Annotated in this window: 1 pseudogene; it reads left to right on the forward strand. The window is 70.0% G+C overall.

What is annotated here, in order from left to right:
* A pseudogene (locus C2L58_RS14690) lies at positions 1-1,208 on the forward strand (hypothetical protein); the annotation flags it as partial.

Consider the following 1,208-nt stretch of genomic DNA (forward strand, 5'->3'; position numbering starts at 1 on the left):
CGCCGGGCGGGACGTCGAACACGTCGGCCCGGTGCTCGACGGCGAGTTGATCGACGACACGTTGCCCCAGCCTCGGAGCCGGGCGGTCCCGGGCCGGGTGTCGACGTGGCGTCGAGTCGCCGACGCGGCCGGGCGGGTGTGGCGGTCCGGGCCGATGGTCCGGGCGCGGTCGCTGGCCGCCTACCGCGCGAGGAAGATCCCGCAGGATGTCATCCGGCTGGTGTGGTTTGTCGTGCGCGGGAACTGGCGGTGGCTGGTCAAGTTCTGGAACTGGGCGACCTACGCCGATCTTCGGGCCGACGCTCGCCGGGCGCGGCTGGCCGGGGATGCCGACGCCCGTCGGACGGCGCAGGAACTGATCCGGTCGGATGCCACGGCACGGTGGGCGAAGCTCGGCATTGCTTTGCGCCGGTTGGTGATCACGGTCCGCGTTGCCGCTCCGGTGGCGGCGGTGCTGTGGCTGGTGGAATCGGTGATGGACCGGGTCGACATGTGGCCGTGGCTGGCCGACGTCTACACGGGAGTGGAAACCGTGTGGTCGGCGGTGGCCGTGTCGGTCCCGGTCGTGTTGATGCTCGCACCGGTGGTGTGGGCCGTGGCCGCAGCGTTCGAGGGACGCGACCGGTCCCCGGGTGCAGGGTGGCTGGTACGGCCGGACCGCGATGACGCGGACTCGTGGATTGACGAGCGGATGATCAGCAAGGCGCTTGCGCACCTCGGTATCAGTCCGTTGGATCGGTTCTACCGTGACGGCGGGGAGCTGGTCTACACCGTGGCCGCGCGCAAGGACGGCGACGGGACGTTCGCTCAGGTCCGGTTGCCGCTCGGAGTGACCGCCGACATGGTCGCCGCCCGCCGGTCCAAGCTGGCCGCGAACCTCGGGCGGGCGTCGCTAGAAACGTGGCCTACCAAGGGAGATGAAGACGGAGTCCTTGACCTGTGGGTCGCTGACAAAGGCGTGCTGCGGGGCGGGGCCGGCGGATGGCCGTTGGTCCAGGATGGACAGGTTGACGTGTTCGAAGGTGTCCCGTTCGGATTGTCGCAACGCGGTGTGGTGATCAACGCGCCGTTGCTCGGGGTGAACTGGCTGATCGGAGGCCGCCCGGGGCAAGGGAAGTCTGCCGCGTTGCGGACGTTGCTGCTCGGCGCGGCACTCGACCCCACCGCCGAACTGTGGGCGTTCGTCATGGGCGAGTCGCCCGACTTCG

The organism is Amycolatopsis sp. CA-126428 (assembly GCF_002904335.1).
Classification (GTDB): domain Bacteria; phylum Actinomycetota; class Actinomycetes; order Mycobacteriales; family Pseudonocardiaceae; genus Amycolatopsis.